General features: G+C 62.6%; 21 protein-coding genes. 11 read left to right on the top strand and 10 right to left on the bottom strand.

Annotated elements, in window-relative coordinates:
* Positions 1-29 precede the first annotated feature (29 nt).
* From ACXR2T_RS07570 to ACXR2T_RS07550, 5 genes are all read right to left on the bottom strand, one after another.
* Positions 30-641, bottom strand: a complete 612-nt coding sequence (locus tag ACXR2T_RS07570; RefSeq protein ID WP_458838863.1) for a hypothetical protein — start codon at positions 639-641, stop codon at positions 30-32.
* A gap of 61 nt (positions 642-702) precedes the next feature.
* The gene (locus ACXR2T_RS07565) at positions 703-1,959 is read right to left on the bottom strand and encodes an O-antigen ligase family protein (RefSeq protein WP_458838864.1); all 1,257 of its coding nucleotides are present in this window, start codon (positions 1,957-1,959) and stop codon (positions 703-705) included.
* Positions 1,960-1,973: 14 nt separating this feature from the next.
* The gene (locus ACXR2T_RS07560; RefSeq protein ID WP_458838865.1) at positions 1,974-3,362 is read right to left on the bottom strand and encodes a hypothetical protein; all 1,389 of its coding nucleotides are present in this window, start codon (positions 3,360-3,362) and stop codon (positions 1,974-1,976) included.
* Between the two features lie 50 nt (positions 3,363-3,412).
* Positions 3,413-4,612 carry a lipopolysaccharide biosynthesis protein gene (locus tag ACXR2T_RS07555; protein ID WP_458838866.1) on the bottom strand — a complete coding sequence of 400 codons (1,200 nt, stop codon included), beginning with the start codon at positions 4,610-4,612 and terminating at the stop codon, positions 3,413-3,415.
* Between the two features lie 3 nt (positions 4,613-4,615).
* The gene (locus tag ACXR2T_RS07550; RefSeq protein ID WP_458838877.1) at positions 4,616-7,213 is read right to left on the bottom strand and encodes a GNAT family N-acetyltransferase; all 2,598 of its coding nucleotides are present in this window, start codon (positions 7,211-7,213) and stop codon (positions 4,616-4,618) included.
* A 199-nt stretch (positions 7,214-7,412) separates the two neighbouring features.
* On the opposite strand from ACXR2T_RS07550, the gene ACXR2T_RS07545 reads away from it, so the two are divergent.
* From ACXR2T_RS07545 to ACXR2T_RS07535, 3 genes are all read left to right on the top strand, one after another.
* Positions 7,413-8,186, top strand: coding sequence for a CDP-alcohol phosphatidyltransferase family protein (locus tag ACXR2T_RS07545; RefSeq protein WP_458838867.1), 774 nt, complete (start codon positions 7,413-7,415; stop codon positions 8,184-8,186).
* A 36-nt stretch (positions 8,187-8,222) separates the two neighbouring features.
* Positions 8,223-9,311, top strand: coding sequence for a DUF2207 family protein (locus ACXR2T_RS07540; protein ID WP_458838868.1), 1,089 nt, complete (start codon positions 8,223-8,225; stop codon positions 9,309-9,311).
* A 138-nt stretch (positions 9,312-9,449) separates the two neighbouring features.
* Positions 9,450-11,303, top strand: coding sequence for an ABC transporter ATP-binding protein (locus tag ACXR2T_RS07535; protein WP_458838869.1), 1,854 nt, complete (start codon positions 9,450-9,452; stop codon positions 11,301-11,303).
* Here the strand turns inward: ACXR2T_RS07535 and ACXR2T_RS07530 are convergent.
* Positions 11,273-11,602: a type II toxin-antitoxin system RelE family toxin gene (locus tag ACXR2T_RS07530; protein WP_458838870.1), complete on the bottom strand. Its 330-nt coding sequence runs from the start codon at positions 11,600-11,602 to the stop codon at positions 11,273-11,275. The two genes, ACXR2T_RS07535 and ACXR2T_RS07530, sit on opposite strands and share 31 nt — an antisense overlap.
* A complete protein-coding gene (gene relB / locus ACXR2T_RS07525; RefSeq protein WP_458817043.1) occupies positions 11,599-11,886 on the bottom strand; it encodes a type II toxin-antitoxin system RelB family antitoxin in 288 nt (95 codons plus the stop codon). Before relB ends, ACXR2T_RS07530 begins: the two co-directional genes overlap by 4 nt.
* A 30-nt stretch (positions 11,887-11,916) precedes the next feature.
* Between relB and ACXR2T_RS07520 the strand changes: the two genes are divergently transcribed.
* From ACXR2T_RS07520 to nrdF, 7 genes are all read left to right on the top strand, one after another.
* Positions 11,917-13,164, top strand: coding sequence for a pyridoxal phosphate-dependent aminotransferase (locus ACXR2T_RS07520; RefSeq protein ID WP_458838871.1), 1,248 nt, complete (start codon positions 11,917-11,919; stop codon positions 13,162-13,164).
* Positions 13,161-13,619 carry a 23S rRNA (pseudouridine(1915)-N(3))-methyltransferase RlmH gene (gene rlmH / locus ACXR2T_RS07515; protein ID WP_458838872.1) on the top strand — a complete coding sequence of 153 codons (459 nt, stop codon included), beginning with the start codon at positions 13,161-13,163 and terminating at the stop codon, positions 13,617-13,619. The genes ACXR2T_RS07520 and rlmH overlap by 4 nt, the downstream gene beginning before the upstream one ends.
* Before the next feature lie 35 nt (positions 13,620-13,654).
* A complete protein-coding gene (locus ACXR2T_RS07510; RefSeq protein WP_458838873.1) occupies positions 13,655-14,059 on the top strand; it encodes a hypothetical protein in 405 nt (134 codons plus the stop codon).
* A 304-nt stretch (positions 14,060-14,363) separates the two neighbouring features.
* Positions 14,364-14,597, top strand: a complete 234-nt coding sequence (nrdH, locus tag ACXR2T_RS07505) for a glutaredoxin-like protein NrdH (RefSeq protein ID WP_017792526.1) — start codon at positions 14,364-14,366, stop codon at positions 14,595-14,597.
* 64 nt (positions 14,598-14,661) lie between these two features.
* Positions 14,662-15,063, top strand: a complete 402-nt coding sequence (gene nrdI, locus ACXR2T_RS07500) for a class Ib ribonucleoside-diphosphate reductase assembly flavoprotein NrdI (RefSeq protein ID WP_458817034.1) — start codon at positions 14,662-14,664, stop codon at positions 15,061-15,063.
* Complete coding sequence (gene nrdE / locus ACXR2T_RS07495) at positions 15,063-17,201, top strand: class 1b ribonucleoside-diphosphate reductase subunit alpha (protein ID WP_458838878.1); 2,139 nt, start codon at positions 15,063-15,065, stop codon at positions 17,199-17,201. Before nrdI ends, nrdE begins: the two co-directional genes overlap by 1 nt.
* Positions 17,202-17,404: 203 nt before the next feature.
* On the top strand, positions 17,405-18,382 hold the full coding sequence (gene nrdF, locus ACXR2T_RS07490; protein WP_458817032.1) for a class 1b ribonucleoside-diphosphate reductase subunit beta: 978 nt from the start codon (positions 17,405-17,407) through the stop codon (positions 18,380-18,382).
* 281 nt (positions 18,383-18,663) lie between these two features.
* On the opposite strand, the gene ACXR2T_RS07485 is transcribed toward nrdF, so the two are convergent.
* Both ACXR2T_RS07485 and ACXR2T_RS07480 read right to left on the bottom strand, forming a co-directional pair.
* Entirely contained in the window at positions 18,664-19,587 is a 924-nt protein-coding gene (locus tag ACXR2T_RS07485; RefSeq protein WP_458840186.1) for a nucleotidyl transferase AbiEii/AbiGii toxin family protein, read from the bottom strand.
* Positions 19,584-20,165, bottom strand: coding sequence for a type IV toxin-antitoxin system AbiEi family antitoxin domain-containing protein (locus ACXR2T_RS07480; protein WP_458840184.1), 582 nt, complete (start codon positions 20,163-20,165; stop codon positions 19,584-19,586). The genes ACXR2T_RS07485 and ACXR2T_RS07480 overlap by 4 nt, the downstream gene beginning before the upstream one ends.
* Positions 20,166-20,500: 335 nt before the next feature.
* Here ACXR2T_RS07480 and ACXR2T_RS07475 point away from each other — a divergent pair, with 335 nt between their 5' ends.
* Positions 20,501-21,454 carry a DUF4862 family protein gene (locus ACXR2T_RS07475; RefSeq protein WP_458840183.1) on the top strand — a complete coding sequence of 318 codons (954 nt, stop codon included), beginning with the start codon at positions 20,501-20,503 and terminating at the stop codon, positions 21,452-21,454.
* A gap of 79 nt (positions 21,455-21,533) precedes the next feature.
* On the opposite strand, the gene ACXR2T_RS07470 is transcribed toward ACXR2T_RS07475, so the two are convergent.
* Entirely contained in the window at positions 21,534-22,214 is a 681-nt protein-coding gene (locus ACXR2T_RS07470) for a fasciclin domain-containing protein (RefSeq protein ID WP_458840182.1), read from the bottom strand.
* Positions 22,215-22,309: the final 95 nt, after the last annotated feature.

The following is a 22,309-nucleotide window of genomic DNA, read 5'->3' as shown; positions in this document are numbered from 1 at the left end:
GGACGAACGAGACTTCCTACGTTCGTCCTTTAGGGACGTGGCCCCTCAAAAACGACGTCTGGCCCCATTGCCAGCAGGTCAACGATAACACGAATGTCGCCCCGTACCACATCTGGTAGTGAAAAAACAAATACGGAACTTGCGCTCTCTCCGGCGGGCACCTCGGCGGGCCAATTGGTAGCGATATCACTGGTCAGAGCCACGGCTGGCGTTTGATCTTCGCCGTTGTAGGTCAGACTGATGCTCGCGCCGGCAGCGTCTACGGGCTTGCTCGACTCATTGACGAGGCGCACCTCAACCATCACGGCCGGCCCAGTGGGTTCCCCCGGGATCGCGCGCCCGGCGGTGACGGACTCGACCGATACCACCTCGACGAACACGCCGGTCAAGGGTTCCGCGCGCTCGGTCAATTTGACGGAGACCGGGGGCTTGGACTTCTCGATCGGAGTTGTCTTGCCGGGATCGGGTACCGGAAGATCTTCGACCGGGGTGGCAGTGGGAACCGCGCCCGGCCCTGCCTCCGAGCTGTTCGGCAGATTGACAATGATGCCCCAAACAATGATGCCGACGGCGACCACTCCGATGACGCCAACGATAATCCACCGCAATCGGGACCAAGATCCCTGAACTGTTTCGGCCATGAGCGTACGTTCCTTACGCGTGGAGTGCGGCGTGATCCTGTGCACTTTGCGTCATTGTACGTCAGGGATTCCGTCTAGGGAATGCTGTTCTTGCCCCCAAAGGTGGAGGGATGTCGTCGCGGCGGGATCGTCGCGTGAGCAGGGTTGCAACAATGAGTAGGAGGATAAAGGGCGTTGCGCTGTCAACAAGGCCACTCTCAGTGATCGACCGAACCACAAGCAGAATAAGGAACGGGAGCAGTGCGCTGCGGCGACTGCGAGATTGGAGCGCTGCGATAATGCACCAGATCAGCACGATCGCTGTTATCGCGGCTCCTACGACTCCGGTCTGCGCGAGCAGTGACACCCAGCTGCTATCAAGCACTTGGCTGTCGAGCCACTTGTCGTCAACCTCGATTTCCTTTACCGATAGCCCGATCCCGATCCACTTTTCCCACGACTCCCATCGCCAGGCCAGTACGAGGCGCCACACGTCGAAGCGTGAATCAAGCGCCCCAATGGCGGCATTAGTGCCACCTCGGGATGCCAGCGAGCCTAGAATCCCAGTGAAGTTGGTCACGATGTATGCGATGGGCAGGCACACTAGCAGGACCGTGACGATCCGGCGTTCGAGTCGACCGGTCGTCAGCACCGCGACCGCGGCGGCGAGGCCCAAGCCGAGCAGCGCGGAGCGCGAGCCGCTGGCCACCACAAGCGTAAGTAGCACGGCGGCAGCGACGAAATGTCGGAGCTGGACGCCGCAGCGCAGAGCATGAACGATGATGCCAACGAGTGGAACCGTGGCGACTTCGGCGAGGTCATTGGGATGGAGCTCAGGTACGCCGCCACCGAGCCTGCCTTCGGAGAGCGTGCCGAGGCCGGTCACTCCGGCGACGACGGCGAGGACGCCCATGGCTGAGAGAAAGCAGCCGAGTACGTGAGTCCACGGGGCGCACGGCAGGATCAACAGAACCGTCGCGAGCAGAATGCATACGCGAACGACGAGCACGAAGGTGGCCGATTCATTGCCAACCTGGAAGGCGCCGAGCAGCGATATGAGCAGTACCAGCGAGAGAGCTCCGGCCGGGCCGAGACCGATCGGCAGCGGGCGGTGGGTGCGCAGCCGCAAGATCACAGCGCCCGCGAAGGCAATCATCGCGATCGCGGCCTTGGCAAGCACAACACTGTCTGCGCCGCCCTCGTAAATCGTGTCCTTGCGCCAGGGAACCACGCCCACGACGACGAGTGCGAACAGCAGCCCGATGATGATCATCCGCTCGCGGGTGGGGTGCCGGGCGTCTCTGGAACGACGTTCGACGCCCGCTGTCAACTGACGCATACTCAGGTCAACGGTTACGTGTTTGAATGAGGAGAGGGGACGCGGCGGGCCGGGTGCGTGTCGAGATCATTCCATGTGAGGGACACGGCAGTGCGCAACCGAGACCGTGCGCTCGTGAGTAGAACACCGAGGGGCTGAATGTCCATGACCTGCAACCTGATGGTGAGCGCCATGAGATCTGCAAAGCTGGCGGCATGGCTGCGGACATCGATCACCAGTGGTGCTCGGACTGCCGCAAGCAGGGTCGTGGCCTCGGGGTCGATCACGACGAGGGCGACATCCAACGGGTCATTGAAATGGCGGATCAAGCCGGGGAGCATGGACTCCAGCTTGGCGGTGTCGATGACCGTCGTGGTGTAGATGTCGTGCGGTGCGCCCCCGGTGAGATCGAGCGGATCAAGGCCGAGTGCGGCGGAGCCGGGATCACTGTCTACAGACGCATCAGACTTGGATTTGGGGATGGTCGACTGAATAAGGTCTTCGAGGGGGTGGAACTGATCAGGCGGGAAGCGGCTCTGCCGAGTGTCAAGAATGTGGGCTGTGCGCCCAACCTGACGGTACGCATCGCGAAGCCCGATGAGCGTATCTTCTCCGAGGGCACCGGCCTCGGCTGGGACCAACACCAACGTGCGCGTGGTGGATCCGGCAAGCGCCATAAGGTTACTCACCGCCTCCGTGTAGGTAGGCGAGTTCAACCCTTTCGCGCGGGCCTTCGCACTACGAAAACGGGGTAAGCGCGGTATCTGTCCAACGACCGGAAGGTCTGCCACCCGGCGGACGTCAGAGATGTTAAGGAGTCGACGGTTAGAGGTCGTGCGGTACAGCGCGATGAGGGCTCCAACGGTGAGCCCCACAAGAAGCCCGAGCCCCACAATCGGAATGACCTGCGGCGAGACTGCAGACTGCGGGGGGACAGCGGGAAGAGCCTGCTCAAGCTTGACCTGGTAGTTTCCGTCGGCCTTGTCGTTCTCAGTTGCTTCAATCAGAACAGAAAGATGCTTCGCGGCCGAGTTTGCCATCGCTGCGGCCATCTTGGAAGTAGGAGCGAGTGCGCGTACATCCATTAAGACAGTGTCGGATGTGTTTGTAGCAGAGAGCATCGAACGAATCTCACGGTCGCTATACACAGCGGGCGAAAGGTGCAGGTCAGTTCGGACCCCGTTGACCACCTGCGGGCTGTCAACGAGCGCCGGATACGATTTGATGCGCGCCTGGCTGAACTGATTGCGCTCGAAGAGCGAAGTCTGAGCCGAATCCACTTGTAGGAGCAGCGTTGACGTAGCGGCGTAGCTGCGCGGCATAGGTTTGGTCATGCCGTACCCAATCCCGCCTCCGAGTAACACCGCGATGAGAATGATGAGCCAACCCTCTCGCAGGATGCGGCCATACGGTACTTCCTCCACGGTGTCCCCTTCCCCGCGGTTGGCAAATCTTCATTGATCTGCTCAACATATCACTTCGAAGCTTGTTCGCCACGAGTTGCAATCCACCTCAAAGCGAGGCCTCCCAACGCTGAGGTTACGGCGAGCGCGAACGGGACCGTGACATAGGGGGCACCCAAAGTCAGGATCACCAGTGTGACCGCGACGCCAGCCGCCGTGTCTGCCAAACGAACAAAAAAGACGGCTGATTGACGGCCAGACACTGCGCTGAGCGCCCCATAGGGCGTCACCATCGCCACCGAAATGCCATACACGATCCATGCGAGTACCACGATGAGGTCGAGATCGAGGCCAAACAGCAATGGGCCAATCCAGGGGCGCAGCGCGAGCGCTATAAGACTCAACATGACAGACACGACAATCAATGCTCCGACGACACGATCCGCTTCGCGAAGAGAACCTGCCCCTCCAGACTTGGCACGTTCAGCAAAACGCACGAAGAGCAAGGAGGAGAACCCGCCGACCACTAGTACAAGGGGTGAGACATAGGTGCGCCCTGCCTCGAGCATTCCGACGGCAGCGACGCCGCTGTAGCCGACGACGAGCACCCGCACGGTCGTGAAGAGCGCCGGGCGCAGAGTCTGCTGAAGCGCACGCCAGGTGCCGTAACGCCACACACTACGCAGATCGGGGTTTCGCAGGGGCACGAGCACGCGATCATCTTTCGGAATAAACCGCCAACCGACGAGCAGCGACACCAGCTGCCCCGTGGAGACCGCGAACAAGAACCCAGCAAGCGAAAGTGCATCGAGAGCAGCGCATGCCAGCAACCCGGCTCCGGTGGCAGTGAATCCCAGCAGGTCAGCAACAATGATGCGTACGTATGCGAAATGCGCGATCATCAGCCGCCGGATAACTTCCATAACCACGAATGCAACGAGAGCGAGTCCGAAGGCTGCCGCTTCAACGGGGGTGACGAACCCGGTGACCAGCCCCGCCCCTACCGCCAGTAACCCGAGCACAGTGGTGACCGAGATCGTCGTCAGCTCGAGACCGGCGCGAATCGAAGGCAATTCTCGGTGGAGCACGACGAGGGAATCACCGACCAGCCCAGACACGACCGCCATTGCGAGCACAATGATGCCGTAGAGCACTGCGAACCGGCCGTAATCGTCGATTCCGAGCAGTCGGAGCACCAGGATTTGAAGAACAAAGCTAACGCCTGCCTGGGTGCCCTGGGCGAGGATCGCGGCGGTGGCCGTGCGCTTCACGGCTTACCCCGTGGCCGAATCAGAGCGAGCGGTCGTCTTCTGCGTCAACGCGCGTTTGCGACGTGCGCGCCAGGCACCACGCACGCGCTTCGCGGTGCGACGGGCCCACAGGTACAGCTGTCGCAACCCGAACGTGGCCTCCCCGAGTGGAGTGCGGGCGACATAGACCTGGTACACGGGTCGGCGCTCGGCCCCGAAACTGGCCTTGTATGGCTCGTCTCCGACGGTCATGTCGAGTACGCTCACTCCTCGTTCGATCGCAGCGCGAGCGATCTGATCAACGATCAGAAGGCCGAGGGAGTAGTTGCGCAGACCCCCAAAATCATAACCCGTGATCACATAGAGCTCCCGATCCGGCTCGAGCAGATCGAGTGCAATTGCGGCAGGTTGCCCTCCCACCTCGAACACCCTGACAGTGACGGGCCCGCGGCCGTCGATACTGTCGCGGGCGACGGTGCGATAAAAATCAAAGAACCGAGGGTCTTGGAAGAGGTCGAGGCCGCCACGTTCTACAAAACGTGCGGAGCGAAAATCGCGCAGCTGGGCGAGCAGTAGGTCGAGTTCGCCCAGATCCGTGACGCTTCGAAACGAGTAGCCTCCCTTCGCGCGAAGTCGTTTGTACGCCTTGTCGAGGTGACGCACTTGGCGCGCGCCCAGTCGAGCCCGCCAAGATTCGACGTCAGCGGTCAGCCGGGTGGGGTGCGCGCCATAGATGTGAGCACGCGTGCGTGCACCGTGCAGCAGGGTTGAGAGGGGAACCGTTGACTCGGGTGAACGCTCAACGAGCAAGAGATCGAACGCACCGAGAGCGTCGCGGATTTGAACGCCCAGGTGCGTTTCGTGCCGAATCGCGAGCACCTCCTCGCGGTCGATAACGGGCACGGCATAGTCAGACACCCCCAGGTCGGCGAACTCGATGATGCGGGCGGCGCCCCTGCGCCTCATCACGAACGGGAGCACTCCGACGAGTCGACCGTCTTCTGTAGCACGCAGGGTGATAATGCACGGGCGGGCCCGACTTGCGGGGGCGAGCTGCTCGTAGACGCGGTGTATCCAGACGCCGTGTTGAAACGCAGATCCCGTCGACCGATCGAACAAGTGGGAGTACTCGTCGCCCCGAAAGTCCAGGTCGTCTTCTCTGGCGACGACAAACATGGAGGGACCCGGATCGGATGCGCGCCGGGGTTTGAATTTGGGAACGCGCCTCGAGCCGTCAACCGTTTCAAGATGATCGGCTCTGTTAAGTGTGTGGAGCCGTGTTCCTCCCCAGGTTTTGCCGGCGGTGTGGTGTGCCACGATTCGCTGTTCGAAACCCTCATCATCGAGCCGTGTGATCTCGGCGACTCCAAGGGCTGCTCCGTACCCCTCGCGGCCGTCTTGCACGGGACGCAGGAGACGCCCGTCGTGCAGTTCCACGCGCCCGGCTGGCCGAGCACTGGCGATGTCGATGAGAACCGGGTTCTGCTGGTGAGGAGTCCAAGGGCCCCTGAGATCGGGCGCCGACCAGATGCAGAGCGAATCTGAAAGCGAACCGCCGTACCCGACGGTACCTGTGAGCCACCATCGGCCCTCGTGTTTGAACGGGGTGGCATCGCTGATCTCAATATTGTCAAGGAGTACCGAGTGCCGCTCCCACTTCCACGGAAATTCCACTGCCCGAAAGAGTTCCAGCGTGCGGGCGCCAGACGACTCCGGGATCAGCCACATGTCGCCATCGTGAGCGGTGACGAAAGGATAGGAGAGGTGCACTTCATGTTGTAGCACGGGGCGCGGCGCCCCGATGGCGCCGTCTGGGCCCCACTCCACCACCGAGATGACCGCCCGTCCGACGCGATGGTCGAAGTCTTCGACGAAGAGATAGGTCACCCCCGCGTGCGTGATCGGAAAAGGGTCGGCGTAGAAATGGAATCCGTCGTCTGCGAGGTCTGTCCAGACCCCAGGGTTCGCGACGATATCGCTCAAGGCCGCAGCGTGTTTCGGCGCACGCCAGCCGACTCGCCAGTGTGGCGCACGATACAAGGCACGGTATGCCCGGTACACGAGCGACCCCACGACTCGACGTGCGGCGAGCTCGAGATGTGACTTCGGCGCGGCAGTAATGGCGGCGCCCAGGTTCGAGTCTGTTGGCGGGGCGAAGCGTCCACCGGTGGTCGCGCCGACGATGAGGGTCGAAACCCCTGCGGTGATATCGGCGAGCGCGGTGGTGAGCAGGCCCGGGCTTTCGCTCCCCGGGCGCCCCTGCGCGCGCACTATGCCCGAGTCATCGACCACGCTCACGACGGGGATCCGGCCCGCGCGCAGCGCAGCAACCGCGCCAGCCTCGCCGGGCACTCCGTCATACAGAACGACCCAGTGCCCCGGCGCCGGCCGGGCAGTGAGGTCGAACACGATGCTAGGGTCGTCCTCGGCGGGCAGCGAAGCATCGGCAGCCGCGGTGGCTGCGATGTTCTGGAATTCGAGCACGCCCGGGGTGAGGCCGTAGAGGAGCTGCTCGAGCCGCAGTAGCCGCTCAAGTCGCCTTAGCTGCAGCTGCTGCGCAGTGTCGCCGGCGACCTGACGGGCCGAGGCGGTCACTCCCGCGACCGCACCCAGCCGCTGCATCAAGATCCCGTGCCACGCACGTTGCGCATGCGAATCCAAAAGGAGCTCTATGTGGACACCGTTGACCATATAGTGATCGTAGGCGAAGGTTCCCAGATTGTGCGACCCCCGTTACTATCAAATGAATGACAGGCAGCACGCGCACGATTGTGCCGGGCTGCTCTACCGCTGGTAGACCCGAGGCAAAGGAGCCGGGATCGTGAGCAGTGCGCCGAATGTGGGAGCGCCCGACGGGGCCGAGCCGACTTCGATGCCTCGCCGTGGGTACCGGGTGGCGCTCGCCCAGTTGCGATCGGCCCAAAAACCCTCGGCCGGCACCCCGGCCTATTCGCGCTATGTGAACCGGCCGCTCGGGCGCCGGATCGCGGCGCTCGGGTACGTATGGGGCTGGACGCCCAACGGGGTGACAGCCCTGAGCGCCACGTCGACTCTGGCGGGCATCGTGCTGCTCGCAACAGTACCCCCAGCCCTGTGGTTGGGGGTGTTCGTGTGCGTGCTGTTGCTGCTCGGGTACGCGCTCGACTCGGCAGACGGGCAGCTGGCCCGGCTGCGGGGCGGGGGTAGCCTGCAGGGGGAATGGCTCGATCACACGGTGGACGCGGCCAAGCTGAGCCTGCTGCACCTCGCCATCTTGATCTCGGCCTTTAGATTCCTTGACGTCCCGCTGCTGTGGCTGCTCGTGCCGGCCGGGTATCTCGTCGTCGACAACGTAATGTTCTTCAGCATGATTTTGAAGGAGCTGCTTACGCGCGGTAAACGCTCCGCACAGCCGGCCGCCCCGATTTCTACCAGCCGGCTTCGGGCACTGCTCATCATTCCGACTGATTATGGCCTGTTTTGCCTCATCTTTCTGCTGCTGGGGGTGCCTGTGGCGTTCATCACCGCCTACACGGCCATGTTCGTGTGCAACGCCATTATTCTCGTCTTGGTGCTCATCAAGTGGTACCGATTCACCGGGAACTTCTTCGCTTAGCCCGCGCCCACCCGACAAAGATCCTAGACTCGGGGAATGCTCTTATTCGCGATGTTTTTCGCGCTGCTCCCTGCCGCCGCACTCCTCATCATCGCGATTGTCTCGCGGCTGCGTTCACGGCAACCCGTTGGAACGGTCATCGCCGAGTACGCGCCGCTGCCGAACTCGAACATCCTGTTCGATGCGGTGCTTGCAGGCAAAGACTCGAAAGCGCTCGCCGCGGCGCTCATTGACCTCGCGCTGCGCAAGAAGATTCACCTCGTGATGCACCCCGCGGGCGACGCCGCGGGCGCGACCAAGGGCGCGAAACCGCAGCTCGCGGCAGAGATCATGCCGGGCGTGCAATTCACGGGCCCCGAACAGCGGGTGCTCGCCGTGTTTTTGGGGGCACAAGAACAGGGCAAGGCCGCGCGCAAGATCTCACCCGCGAAGGGTGTGGCCGGTCGCAAGGCTGCCGCGCTGCTCACCGATACGGTGAGTGACCTCGCCCGGCGCGGACTGATCGCCCAGCGCTCGGTGCGCTGGCCCAGCAACGTGGTCAACGTACTCGGGTGGGTAGGCGTGGCCGCAACCCTCGTGATCGCGGGAATCTGTGGCGCCGTGTGGGTGACCGAGCCGACAGCACCGGCGGGGGTGCTGGTCGCAGTGGCCGCGTTCGGTGTGACCGTCGCCGCGCTCATCGTGTGCCCGCGGCCGTGGCGCAGATTTCTGCCGCCGAGCCAGCTGGCGAGGCGTCACCTGGAGGGGCTGCGCGAGTACATTCGGCTTGCTGAAGCCGACCGGCTGCGGGTGCTGCAGTCGCCGCAGGGTGCGATGCGCGTGCCCGCTCAGGCGGGGGTCGACCGGCTGCAGCTGCACGAGCAACTGCTGCCCTACGCCGTTCTGTTTGGGTTCGAGAAACAGTGGGCCGAGGTGCTGCGCGTCGATGCTCAGGCGGTCGACGGCGACGCGTTGCTCTCGGCGCTCGACAGCGCGACCGCGATCGCCGAGCTCACACGGCTCACGCTGCAGCTCGCTGAGATCGCGGGAGACCTCGGCGAGCTCGGAGCCCTCGACGCGGTCGGCCAGGTGTTCGACGCCGCGGGGTCGGCGTTCGAGGGCCTCGGCGACCTCTTGAGCATCTGACCTGCTGAGTATCTGACCAGCTCAGCAACTCACCTGCTGCGCGAGTGAGCTCGCGCGGTTCGCCGAAGATCCGGATCATGCAGCGGCCGCGCCGCGAACAGCCGGGCCCAGCCTGCCCGCCCCGCTATGCTCAGGGGCATGAGACCAGGCGGGCGCGGTGTAGCGGGCGGCGATAGGGCGAAGCAGCGTGAAGAGAACGCTGAGGCGCCGAAGATCCCAAACCTGGGGCGCCACATTGTCGACCTGTTTCGGCCGTACCGGGCGCAGCTTGCGCTCATCATCGCGCTCGTCGTCGTGTCGGCGGGGCTTGGCATTCTGCCGCCGCTGATCACGCAGCGCGTGTTCGATGACGCACTGTTTCCCAAAGACAGTATGCCCAATCTTCCGCTGCTCGGGTGGCTCGTGGGGGCGATGGTCGCGGCGTTTGTGCTCTCGAGCGGCTTAGGCATTGTGCAGACGCTCTTCACCGCACGCGTGGGCAACCGCGTGATGGGCGACCTGCGGGTGCGGCTGTTTGCGCACCTGCAGGCGATGGAGCTGGGGTTCTTTACTCGCACCAAGACGGGCGTGATTCAGTCAAGGCTGCAAAACGACGTGGGCGGCGTCGCGAACGTGCTCACGAATACGGTGTCGAGCGTCATCGGCAACACCGTCACCGTGATCGCAGCGGGTGTTGCGATGGTGATTCTCAGCTGGCAGCTCACCCTCATCGCGCTCGTGCTGATGCCCGTGATCGTCATCGCGCAGCGCCGCGTCGGCCAGGTGCGGGCGCGCATCGCGGGTAAGACGCAGGAGTCGCTGTCTGAGATGACGGCGATCACACAGGAGGCGCTGTCGGTGTCGGGCGTGCTGCTCGCGAAAACCTACTCGCGTCAGCGCGCAGAAACTGAGCGCTACGCGGCCGAGAACGAACGCCAGATCGCGCTGCAGGTGCGGCAGACGATGAGCGGCCAGTTCTTCTTCGCGATGGTGCAGGTGTTTTTGTCGGCGGTGCCCGCTATCGTCTATCTTGTCTCGGGTTTCATTGTCGCGGGCGCGCAGGGCGACGGCTTCGACCCCGGCATCACGGCCGGCACGATCGTCGCGTTCACGACCGTGCAATCGCGCCTGCTGTTTCCGCTCATGGCGCTCATGCGCATCGCGCTCGACCTGCAGACGTCGCGGGCCCTGTTTGCGCGCATCTTCGAGTATTTAAACCTCGAGCCCGCGATCATCGACGCCCCAGGCGCGATCGATCCTTCTGACGCTCCGGAGAATGCCGGGCGCATCGAATTCGATGCCGTCACGTTTCGCTACGCCGACGCGGTAGCGGGCGAGCGGCCGACGCTCGACCGGGTGTCGTTTCGGGTGGAGCCGGGCGAGTTCGTGGCGTTTGTGGGAGCGTCGGGGTCGGGCAAAACGACCATCGGGTCGCTCGTGCCGAGACTGTACGACGCGAGCGAGGGGAGCGTGCGCTACGCGGGCAGCGATGTGCGCGAGCTGCGGCAAGAGGCGCTCATGGATCGCATCGGGGTGGTAACACAAGACCCGTACCTGTTTCACGCGACCATCGCCGACAACCTGCGTTACGGCAAACCCGACGCTTCGCATGAGGAGCTCGTAGCCGCAGCGAAGCTCGCGAACATTCACGACGCGATCTCGGGGTTTGCAAAGGGGTATGACACGGTCGTGGGGGAGCGCGGGTACCGGCTTTCGGGCGGCGAGAAGCAGCGCATCGCGATCGCGCGAGTGCTGCTCAAAAACCCGCGCGTGCTCGTGCTTGACGAGGCGACGAGCGCGCTTGACACCGTGAACGAACGCGCGGTGCAGCGGGCGCTCGACGGCGCGCGGGGCGGCCGCACGACGATCGCGATCGCGCACCGGTTGTCGACGATTGAGGGCGCCGACCGCATCTACGTGGTGGGTGAGGGGCGCATCCTCGAGCACGGCACTCACGCGGATCTGATTGCGCGCGGCGACGCCTACGCGAAACTGTACGCGCAGCAGCAGTAGCAGCGCTGAATTATTTGAGCAGGCCTAGTGCCTGCACACTCGTAGATGCTGCTGCGGTGGTCGTTGTCGATCACCAAGACGACGAGGCGTGCGTCAAGTAGGTCGCAGACGATTCGATAGTCACCGATGCGATAACGCCACAGGCCAGATAGGCCCCCGGTGAGCGCTTTGCCCCTGCCGCGGGGGCTATCGAGGGTCGTGATTGCTCGAAGCGCGGAACGAATGCGTCGTGCGGTTTGGGGGTCGGCCTTGCGTAGCCACTTCGCCGCCTCAGGCGAGAGCTCAACCTCCCAGGTCACTCGATCTCATCTAAGATCGAGGCGTCAACGGGTGAGTCGCTTAGCCCAAGCTCATGCTCGACTACAGCGAGCGGCACAGTCTTCGCTCGGCCCGAACGAAGGTCTGCCGAACGTGAAACGATGCGTTGCTCCCATTCCAGCTCGGCCAGGTCGCGCTCGAGCACCTCGCGCACAATGTCGCCCTGGCTGCGCCGGGTCGCCTTGGCTAGCGCTTCGACACGCTCACGCAGGGCTTCTGGTAGCCGAACCGAGATTGGCCGCCCAAGCGGTGCTGACGTACTCATGTAAACATTGTAATCCACTACACTTCTTCTGTGCGGCAGAAGCGTCAGATCACCCAGTCCAAGAAGCTCGCGGGGGTGCGCTACGACGTGCGCGGCCCGATCCTGCAAGAGGCCGAGAAACTTGAGCGAGCGGGACACGAGATTTTGAAGCTCAACATCGGCAACCCGGCCCCGTTTGGGTTTGAAGCGCCGCCCGAGATTGTTGAAGCGTTGCGGGGTGCGCTGCCAGACGCGCAAGGTTACAGCGACTCGCGTGGCATTCTGCCCGCCCGCGAAGCCGTTGCGCGCTACTACGCGAGCGTAGGCGTTACGGGCGTCACGGCCGATGACGTGATCGTGGGCAACGGCGTGAGCGAGTTGATCTCGCTCGTGCTGCAGGCGCTCGCGGGTGACGGTGACGAGATTTTAGTGCCCGCGCCCGACTACCCGCTGTGGACGGCGCAGGTCACCATGTCGGGCGGGCGGGCCGTGCACTACCCGTGTGACGAGGGCAACGGATGGATGCCCGACCTGGACGCGATCGAGCGGCTCATCACGCCCGCGACCAAGGGCATCGTGCTGATCAACCCCAATAACCCCACGGGAGCGGTGTACAGCGCCGAACTTGTGCGCGGCTTCGCCGAGCTCGCCGAACGGCACGGCCTGGTGCTCATGGCCGACGAGATCTACGAGAAGATTCTGTACGACGGGGCTACGCACGAGCACGCGGCACTGCACGCGCATGACACGCTCTGCCTCACATTTAGTGGGCTTTCGAAAGCGCAGCGGGTCGCAGGGTTCCGCGCCGGGTGGCTCGCGATCTCGGGCGACAAGGCGCGCGCCAGCGACTTTCTCGAGGGGCTCACGCTGCTCACCAACATGCGCATGTGCTCGAACGTGCCCGCGCAGCACGCGATCCCGGTCGCACTCGGCGACCCCGACTGGTCGGGCATCGGCGCGCTGTGCGCACCGGGCGGGAGGTTGCGCGAGCAGCGCGACACCGCCCACCGGCTGCTCACCGCGATCCCCGGGGTCACCTGCGAGCTCCCCGGCGGCGCGATGTACCTGTTTCCGCGCCTCGATCCCGAGGTGTACCGCATCGACGATGACCAGGCCTTCGTGATCGACCTTCTGCGCGCGACCCGGGTGCTGGTCACGAACGGGCGCGGTTTCAATCTTCAAGCTCCGGATCACCTGCGCTTTGTGACCCTGCCCGCCGTGCCCGTGCTCGAGGAGGCGATCGGGCGCATCGCCGAATTCCTTGCGTCGGTGCGCGGGGAAGGGGCGGTGGCGGCGTGAGCGTACGCGTGCTGGCCGTCGGCAAGAAACACGAGAAGTGGGTCGTCGACGGCATCGACCGCTACGAGAAGCGGCTGCGCAAGCCGTTCGATGCGTCGTGGCAGTTGCTGCCACACTCGGCACGCGAGGGTGATGCCGCGCGCACCGAAGAGTCTGACAGGATCCTCGCGAAGCTCGACGCGAATGCCTTCGTTGTGCTGCTTGACGAACGCGGCCGCAACGTTGATTCACCCGAGCTGGCGCGCACCCTGCGGGGCGCGTTTGACGCGGGCCGCCAGGTCTCGGTGGTCATTGGCGGTGCCTACGGTGTGAGTGGCGCGGTGCGAGCGCGCGCCGACTTCGTGTGGAGTCTGTCGAAGCTCGTGTTTCCGCACCAGCTCGTGCGACTGATCCTGGCCGAGCAGTTGTATCGCGCGCAAGAGATCGCCGCCGGGAGGCCCTACCACCACGTGTAGCTCGCGATGTCCGAGGTGCGGCGTAGCCTGCGGGCATGAATCCTTTTCGTCTTGCTTCGCGCACGCGGCCGCCGCCCGGGGCTGCGCGGCGCTGGCGCGCAAACATTAGCGCGGCGGTGCGGGCGCGGGCCGCGCCCCTTTCTACAGAGCAGGGCGCCGCGATTGCGGTGCCCTGGCGGGTAGTGTCACGCTCACCCGACGGAGATATTGAGGTGGCGCACAGTGGGCGCGCACCCGCGCACTCAGTGCGCTTCGCACTTGCCGGCGGCGGCATGCTCGGCTTGACCTTGCCGGGCACAGTGTTGCCGGGTGAACGGGTCACGGTGCTTGTGCGTCACGGTGAGGCGGGAGTCTGCGCCGCAGCGCCCGATGCCATGCTCGTGCTGCGCTGGTTTGAGCCCGATGGCCGCGAATATTTGTGGCCCATTGCGCTCGAGTAGGCGCGCAGGGTAGGCGCTTGTGCCACCGCTGCGGGCACGCTGCGGGCACGCTCCGGGCACACTACGCGCGACACGCCGAGGCGGGGTGGGGAGGAAAGTTTCCACGTGCGGGCTGGCCTGTGGATAACCTGCCGCGAAGCGCGAGACTATGCGAAAAGTTCTCCCCAAGTGAGGGGGTGGGGCGGTGGATAGGAAGTGGAAAACTACATTGATGTAACTACACCATGTTGTGGTTAAGGTCGGTGTGGTTCACTATATGTAGTGCCTCGGCCGAGGCGCGTGTGTTTTGAAAGAGGGGCGTGAAATGGCCATCACGGTATACACCAAGCCGTCGTGCGTGCAGTGCACGGCGACGTATCGTGCGCTCGACAGCAAGGGCATCGAGTACAACGTGCTCGACCTGTCTGAAGACGAGACGGCGCTCGAAACGGTGAAGGAACTGGGGTACCTCCAGGCTCCCGTCGTGGTGACCGACGACGAGCACTGGTCGGGCTTTCGTCCCGACAAGATCTCGGCGCTCGCAAGCCGGCTGGCCTAGGCCGCCGCGCTTCAATACCCCGGGTAATGTACTCGGGGTACAGCGGTATATGAGGTAGATGATCATGACTGATCTGGTGTATTTCTCGAGCGTCTCGGGCAACACCAAACGCTTTATAGACAAACTGGGTCGCCCCGCAGCCCGGATCCCGCTCTACGCGCGCGAAGAACCGCTCGTGGTCACAGAGCCGTACGTGCTCCTCGTGCCCACATACGGCGGCGGCCCCGCCACAAGGGCCGTACCCAAGCAGGTCATCAAATTTCTCAACGATGAGAGAAACAGAGGACTGCTGCGCGGCGTGATGGCAGCCGGCAACATGAACTTCGGTTCAGGGTTTGCGATTGCCGGCGACATTATTGCGAGGAAGTGCCAAGTGCCCTTCCTCTATCGATTCGAAGTATTTGGAACCCCGGACGACGTTACGGCCGTTCGGAAAGGATTGGAAGAGTTTTGGAAGCATCAGTGATGGAGTCACACGAGTCCTCGAAGATCAGCGAGATGGATTACAACTCGCTGAACGCCATGCTGAACCTCTACGACGCAGACGGCAAGATCCAGTTTGAGAAGGATCGCGAGGCCGCGCGGCAGTACTTCCTGCAGCACGTCAACCAGAACATGGTGTTCTTCCACAACTTTGAAGAGCGCATGCGCTACCTGATCGACAACGACTACTACGAGAAGGCGCTGCTCGACCAGTACGCCCCCAAGTTCGTTGAGTCGCTCACCAACGAGGCTTACGCCATGAAGTTCCGCTTCCCGGCGTTCCTCGGCGCGTTCAAGTTCTTCACGTCGTACGCCCTCAAGACGTTCGACGGCAAGCGCTACCTCGAGCGCTTCGAAGACCGCGTAGTGATGGTCTCGCTCGGCCTCGCACAGGGCGACGAGGAGCTCGCGCGCGGTTTTGTGCGCGAGATGATCTCGGGCCGATTCCAGCCGGCCACCCCCACGTTCCTCAATCTCGGCAAGGCGCAGCGCGGCGAGCTCGTCTCGTGCTTCTTGCTGCGCGTCGAGGACAACATGGAGTCGATCTCACGCGGCATCAACTCGTCGCTGCAGCTGTCTAAGCGCGGCGGTGGCGTAGCGCTGTCGCTGTCGAACATTCGCGAGTCGGGTGCCCCGATCAAGAAGATCGAGAACCAGTCGTCTGGCATCATCCCTGTCATGAAGCTGCTCGAAGACAGCTTCAGCTACGCGAACCAGCTGGGCGCGCGTCAGGGCGCGGGGGCCGTGTACCTCTCGGCTCACCACCCCGACATTATGAAGTTCCTCGACACCAAGCGCGAGAACGCCGATGAAAAGATCCGGATCAAGACCCTCTCACTGGGCGTCGTGGTCCCCGACATCACGTTCGAACTCGCGAAGAAGAACGAAGACATGTACCTCTTCTCGCCGTACGACGTCGAGAAGGTGTACGGGGTGCCGTTTGGCGACCTGTCGGTGTCTGAGCACTACTACGACATGGTGGGCGATGCGCGCATCAAGAAGACCAAGATCAGCGCGCGCGTGTTCTTCCAGACCGTGGCCGAGCTGCAGTTCGAGTCGGGCTACCCCTACATCGTTTTCGAAGACACGGTCAACAAGGCGAACCCCATCAAGGGCCGCATTAACATGTCGAACCTGTGCTCAGAGATTCTGCAGGTCAACACCCCCACGACCTACAACGAAGACCTCAGCTACGACCAGATCGGCAAGGATATCTCTTGCAACCTGGGCTCGATGAACATCGCCATGGCGATGGACGGTGGCGACCTCGCTTCGACCGTTGACCTCGCGATCCGGTCGCTGACCGCGGTGAGCGACATGAGCTCGATCGCCTCGGTGCGATCGATTGAAGACGGCAATGCTCAGTCGCACGCGATTGGCCTTGGCCAGATGAACCTGCACGGTTACCTCGCTCGTGAGCGCGTGCACTACGGCTCAGAAGAGGGCATCGACTTCACGAACGTCTATTTCTACACGGTGCTGTTCCACGCGCTTCAGGCGTCGAACAAGATCGCGATTGAGCGTCAGCAGGTGTTTGGCGGCTTCGAGGACTCGAAGTACGCGTCGGGTGAGTTCTTCGACAAGTACACCGATGCCGAGTGGCTGCCCGAGACGCCTCGCGTCGCCGAGATCTTCGCAGCCGCCGGCATCGAGATCCCCACGCAGGATCAGTGGCGTGCGCTGAAGTCGAGCGTCATGGAGCACGGTATCTACAACCAGAACCTGCAGGCCGTGCCGCCCACCGGCTCGATTTCGTACATCAACAACTCGACGAGCTCGATCCACCCGATCGCCTCGAAGGTTGAGATTCGTAAGGAAGGGAAGCTTGGGCGCGTGTACTACCCGGCGCCGTTCATGACGAACGACAACCTCGAGTTCTACGAAGACGCCTACGAGATCGGCCCCGAGAAGATCATCGACACGTACGCGGCGGCAACGCAGCACGTCGACCAGGGTCTGTCGCTCACGCTGTTCTTCAAGGACACTGCGACGACCCGCGACATTAACCGCGCGCAGATCTACGCGTGGCGCAAGGGCATCAAGACGATCTACTACATCCGGATCCGTCAGCTCGCCCTCGAGGGCACTGACATGACCGAGTGCGTCAGCTGCATGCTCTAACATCGGCCAGGAGTGTTCCCTCACAGGAGCACTCCTTCTGATCTTCCAGGGCATTCCTGGCTATCCTGGGAGCGGTCATCCTGCGGGACCTGCTGCCCCGGTCATCCTGGCCGGGACCTGCTGCCCCGGTCATCCTGCGGGAGCGAAGCGAGTCGCAGGATCCAAACAACGAGAAATACAAAGCACGAGCCAAGAAGGAAACGATGAACCCGAAGCCGTTCAAGCTGGGCCACGCGGTACAGGCGATCAACTGGAACCGCATCGAGGACGAAAAGGACCTTGAGGTCTGGAACCGCCTCGTCAACAACTTCTGGTTGCCCGAGAAGGTGCCGCTGTCGAACGACGTGCAGTCGTGGGCGACGTTCACCGATGACGAGAAGCGCCTCACTGAGCGCGTCTTCACCGGCCTTACCCTGCTTGACACGATCCAGGGCACCGTCGGCGCGGTCTCGCTGATCCCCGATGCGATCACCCCGCACGAGGAAGCCGTGCTCACGAATATCGCGTTCATGGAGTCGGTGCACGCCAAGAGCTACTCGTCGATCTTCTCGACGCTCTGCTCGACACAAGAGATCGACGACGCGTTCCGCTGGTCGGTCGAGAACCAGTACCTTCAGAAGAAGGCACAGATCATCGTCGACTACTACGAAGGCGACGACCCGCTCAAGCGCAAGGTTGCTTCGACCCTGCTTGAGTCGTTCCTGTTCTACTCGGGCTTCTACCTGCCGATCTACTGGTCGTCGAAGGCGAAGCTCACGAACACGGCAGACCTGATTCGCCTCATCATTCGCGACGAGGCCGTGCATGGCTACTACATCGGCTACAAGTACCAGCAGAGCGTCGCCAATGAGACGCCCGAGCGTCAGGAAGAGCTCAAGGCGTACACGTTCGACCTCATGTACGAGCTCTACGAGAACGAGGTGCTCTACACGCAGGATCTCTATGATCCCGTAGGCCTCACCGAAGACGTCAAGAAGTTCTTGCACTACAACGCCAACAAGGCGCTCATGAACCTCGGTTACGAGCCGATGTTCCCCAAGGAGATGTGCGACGTCAACCCGGCGATCATGTCGTCGCTTTCGCCTAACGCAGACGAGAACCACGACTTCTTCTCGGGCAGCGGTTCGTCGTACGTCATTGGCAAGGCGGAAGCCACCGAAGACGAGGACTGGGACTTCTAACAAAGTCATCCTGCTAACTGGCAACGCTCGTCGTCCTGCGCGCAGTCAGTCTTGTCACGTCATCCTGCGCGAGCGTAGCGAGTCGCAGGATCCATTGTTGCGTAACAGCGCCCCTGATTTGCGAGTTTTCGCGAATCAGGGGCGTTTTTCATGCTCCCAGTCGAGAGGTCGAGGGGCGCGAGATGAACAGGAATATCCGCGCGATGCGGCATGGAGGGGGGGCGCGCACCTTCCCCGAAGTCTGAAACAGTGGCACGAGTCAGGCCAAACCGACATTGAGTCTAGGAAGATTCGATTTGTTCGAGCCAGTTGTTGACTTCTGTTACAGCCTCGGCCATCGGGAGTGGAAAGCGCGCAGAGTTGGCCGCCGAAGCGTACGCGGTTGCCCAGTGCGGGTAAGCGGTGAGTTTTGCGGGCCAAGGGCGTGGAGTGCCACCTGCGGTGATTGCTTCGCTTGCGCGTGCATCGAAGGTGTCGGTGATCGCGGCTCGGATCTCTTCGGGCGCAGGGTATCCGCTATCTTGGACGATGCTGCGAAGCAGAAGTAGATCGACGACATCGCGAGCTCGATCATTTACTGCGGCTGGTGGATTGTGAGGATCGGTAACTGCATGAACCTTTTGTGCGATTTGGTATCTCATGGACAGCCCAGCTAGATGATCTGGCGAGGGCAGCCCGAACCCAGCAAGCGAAGGCGCAGCAACCGGTTCTGAGTATTCGCCTGCATTGCCTTCGTCGGGGGAGATCTCGACCTGCATGCGACGCCACGTTTGCCCATTCAAAAGAGCGACAATATCAAAACGCCGCGGTTTGATGACCTTGTGGGGAACACGGATTATTTCGATCTCGTCCCGCCTCAATTGCAGAGGTCCAAACGGTTCTGCGAGGGTCTTGTCGAGGGCATCCAAGAAGTTGTCAATATCCCCTCTGATCAACCCATCGAGATCAGTTGTCGCACGTGAGAACTGCGGCAAACGATGCTGCAACAGTGTCCCACCCTTGAGTAAGAAATAGGGGCGTCCCTGAGTGTCCACTGCCTGCTGCAGTGCTGCAGCGACAACGGTTGAAGCCACGAGCCACCCGAGACGTCCGCCATCAGATTCGAGCCGCCGCTCCGCCTGTGCGATCCACGTATTGAGCACGCGAGCTGAATTAGGGGCTTTGTCTTTGGGGTGCAGCTGACCAATGGCTTCTGAGAGATTCATGCTTTCACCGCTTCATAATCACGGGCATCGAGTAGAGATTCAAGCTGCCTACCTGCAGTCGCGGAGAGCAGGCTTGTGCGGCCGCCTCGCTCAATGGCCTGTCGAATCAGATAGGTCGCTGTCCCCGTTCTAATGCAATCCTCAATTGTTGTCTGCAGGTCGGTAATCGGAATCCCTTCCCACCATGTCCGCTGTTTCGAGGCGAGGTCGCGACGGTGAATGACATATCGTTCTCCGCCCGAACGGCGTATTCGACGATTGCGCGTTACGGTGAGATGAATGCGCTCAGGATTTACGTCACTCACGGACCACGCAGCTAGAGCAGTCTCGTGCGAGAGGCAGGCCTCTGGTGCGCCGGTCCACAGCACCGCGAGTGCCAGGTTGTCATGAGGCGTTGCCGTCACCTGAGGAACGCGATACACGCCGTGCAGGATCCGCTCAACGCGCCCGCGAGCTGCGAGCTTAGGGAGCTCGGTCTTCGGGATGCCATCTTCGACTGCCTGAGCTGCAGTCACAAAGCCGTGCTGATCTAAAGCGATCTCACGCAGTCGCTCTAGATACGTCAACACCTCGGCCATGTCAGAAGTATACCAAAAAGGATTACTACTGGCAGTACTGCTTGCGCGGTGCGCTGCGAAGGATGCTTTGGTTCCGCCGACTGCAAGTGGTCACGCCGCACCGCAGCCTTCACCCGACCCATGTCGGACGTTGGCCGGGCACCGGCGGTTATTGAGGCCGGGTCTACAACTGTTCCTGATGGGGCGATGCAAGCCTCACCGACCTGCTGGCGACAACGGCTTCAGCGCAATGCCTATTTCACAGTGTGGTTCAATGCATATTGGAGATGCCTCCTCTACGGGCGCTCACTGCCCGTGTGTTCAACGCAGGAGCAAACGAAACAGGAGTCCTTTGTATGAGCATTATCGTCGGCGCGTACGCTGCATCACCGTCACTGACCGGGTGGCAACCGAAACTCGAAGCAGAGTACCTCGACAGTGTTCTGAGCCTCGATCATGTGCGTGGGCTCGAGCTTCCCTGGCCGGGGCGGTTGCACGCCCACGATGAGGCATGGCTGCTTGAACACCTTCCTGGTTCTGCGGACCTCGTTGTTTCGGCGATCGGCCACGCTGTGGGATCCCTCGCAGCTAACCCTAGTTTTGGGCTCGCGTCCGTCGACTCCGAAGGCCGTGAGCTTGCGTTGGTCGGTGCGAAGCGCTTGCGCGACGACGTGGAACGTCTCGTGCAGCGCTCAGGACGAGCGAGTGTTGTCTCCGTTGAGCTGCACAGCGCGCCCCTGGCGACTGACGGGAGTAGCGACGCGCTTGCCGATTCACTTGCCCAGATCTCGGCGTGGGATTGGAATGGTGCAGACCTGGTCATTGAACACTGCGACACCCTCATCGCGGGCCAACGCCCCGAAAAGGGCTATCTTTCGCTCGATGATGAGATTGCCGCACTCGAAACAGTTGGCGGCACGGTTGGCCTCGCCCTGAACTGGGGCCGATGCGCAATTGAATTGCGTGACGCCGACCTGGTCGCCGAACAGGTTGCACGGGCGCAGCAGAGCGGCCTCCTGCGCGGGTTCGTATTCTCAGGTGCGTCAGCAGTTCAGAACACCTACGGCCCTGCCTGGGAAGACAACCATCCCCCGTTTGCGTCCGCTAATCAAGGGGGAGCAGGCGAGTCCTCGTCCCTACTCACGCGTGAACGAGCACACGCTGCGCTCGCCGCAGCGGGAAGCCTTGACTGGGTTGCTGTCAAGATGGGTTTTCGGCCCATGAACGCATCGGTTGCAGAACGGGTCGACATGATTCGTCGCGCTGTCGAGATTGTTTGGGGCCTTGAAAGCGAGCTCAAACAGGTGTGATGCACGGGTGTGCCCCGACACTGGCATTGAAGCCAGGGCCGGGGCGCGCGCCCTACGGGCGAAGCAACCGCCCGGGCGGCTACTCAGCCGGCGGCATCAACACCGAGTCGACGAGGTAGACGACGGCATTGGCGGTCTGCACACCACCGCAGATCACGTTCGCGTCGTTGACCTTCAGGTTGTCGCCCGATCCGGTGACCTCGAGGGCCTGGCCTTCGACGGTCTCGTGGCCGCCCGCGATGTCGGCGGGCTCGATCTGGCCGGCCACCACGTGGTAGGTCAGAATCTTCGACAGCAGGCCATCGTCGGTCTTGAGCGCGTCGATGGTGGCCGCGTCAATCTTGCCGAACGCGTCGTCGACCGGCGCAAACACGGTGAATTCGCCGCCGTTCAGGGTGTCGACGAGATCAACCTTCGGGTTGAGCTGCCCGCTTACGGCCGCGACCAGCGTGGTGAGCATCGGGTTGTTCGATGCCGCGACCGCGACGGGGTCCTGCGACATGCCCTGGATCGAACCGTCGCCTGTGGGCACCGCCTCAGCGTAGGCTGCGCAGCCGGGGCCGACGAGGTTCGCGGCCGGGTCTGCCATGTTGCCCTCCGTCTCAGGCGTCTCCTTCGGCGTCTGCTCCTTGCTGGTGTCTTGCTGGGACTGCTTCGTGCCTTCATCGGCGGGTGCGTTCATCGAGCAACCGGTCAGCGCGACGGCGCCAGCAAACGTGAGTGCGAAAGCCGATCCGATCATCTTGCGGGTGGTAGTCATGATGTCCTCCTCGTTGTGGAACCACGGTCACCCGCGGCTTAACTCTCATTCGGAGCCCCCGCGAAACCGGATTGCACATTCCCAAAAAAACTTTT

The organism is Leucobacter faecis (assembly GCF_054456635.2).
Note: the sequence above shows the minus strand (reverse complement) of the source record. Positions and strands in the feature narration are given on the sequence as shown.